We start from the raw sequence: 1,184 nt of genomic DNA on the forward strand, positions 1-1,184 counted from the left end.
AAATTATTAAACAACAGACCTCAACGATTGAACAACTTACCAACGAGTTGACCCTCCTTCGTGAACAGGTTGAGTATCTGAGACAGAAACTCTACGGAAAATCATCAGAGAAGGTTGTGTATCAACCAGGTCAGCTGAGCTTGTTTGGGGAGGAAAGTCTCCCTGAAGAAGAAGCTGACTTACCCAGTTGAAACAGAAACCATTACTTATAAACGCAAGAAAGCTAAGGGAGTTCGTCAGGCTATTTTTAGTCAATTCACTCCAGAGATTGTTCATCACGAATTGCAGGGCGAAGACTGCACTTGTCCAGACTGTCATGGTCAGTTGAAAGAGATTGGTTCTACTGTTCAACGACAAGAGTTGATCTTCATTCCCGCACAATTAAAGCGGATTGACCATGTTCAACACGCATACAAGTGTCAGGCATGTAGTCAGAAGAATCTAAGCGATAAGATTATCAAGGCTCCTGTTCCTAAGGCACCTTTGGCACACAGCTTGGGTTCAGCCTCTATCATCGCCCACACCATTCACCAGAAATTCAATCTGAAGGTGCCAAATTACCGTCAGGAAGAGGATTGGCACAAGCTTGGCCTACCCATCAGTCGGAAGGAAATAGCTAACTGGCACATCAAGTCTAGTCAGTATTATTTCGAGCCGATTTATAACCTGTTGCACGAGAAATTGTTGGAGCAGCCTATTCTCCATGCGGATGAAACCTCCTATAAGGTTCTAGAAAATGATAGCCAGATGACCTTCTACTGGACATTCTTATCTGGGAAGCATGAGAAAAAGGGTATCACCCTCTATCATCACGACAAGCGTCGGAGTGGCTTGGTTGTGGAGGAATTTCTTGGAGATTATACAGGTTACGTACATTGTGACATGTGGAGTGCTTATCGGCAATTAGACCAGGCTCAGCTAGTTGGCTGTTGGGCTCATGTTAGACGAAAGTTCTTTGATGCGACTCCTAAGAAGACCGACAAGACTTCTTTAGGAGCTAAGGGTTTAGCCTATTGCGACCGCCTGTTTGCCTTGGAGAATGACTGGGCTGACTTGTCTACTGAGGAGCGACTGCATAAACGACAGACAGAGTTGGCTCCCTTGATGGACGAGTTCTTTGATTGGTGCCGTGAACAGGCTGTCTTGCCAGGCTCCAAATTGGGTACTGCAATAGAGTATAGCCT

The 1,184-nt window shown here is 45.4% G+C and carries 2 protein-coding genes; both read left to right on the forward strand.

All coding sequences use genetic code 11. The annotated features are described in order from the left end of the window. Positions 1–2 precede the first annotated feature (2 nt). Positions 3–191 carry a transposase gene (locus tag C1E99_RS11525; RefSeq protein WP_238146236.1) on the forward strand — a complete coding sequence of 63 codons (189 nt, stop codon included), beginning with the start codon at positions 3–5 and terminating at the stop codon, positions 189–191. Beyond that, the coding region (tnpC, locus tag C1E99_RS11530) for an IS66 family transposase (protein WP_105207629.1) at positions 145–1,184 on the forward strand (1,040 nt) is incomplete at its 3' end. The genes C1E99_RS11525 and tnpC, both read left to right, overlap by 47 nt.

Origin of the sequence: Streptococcus suis (assembly GCF_002964045.1) — a bacterium.
Taxonomy (GTDB): Bacteria; Bacillota; Bacilli; order Lactobacillales; family Streptococcaceae; genus Streptococcus; species Streptococcus suis_U.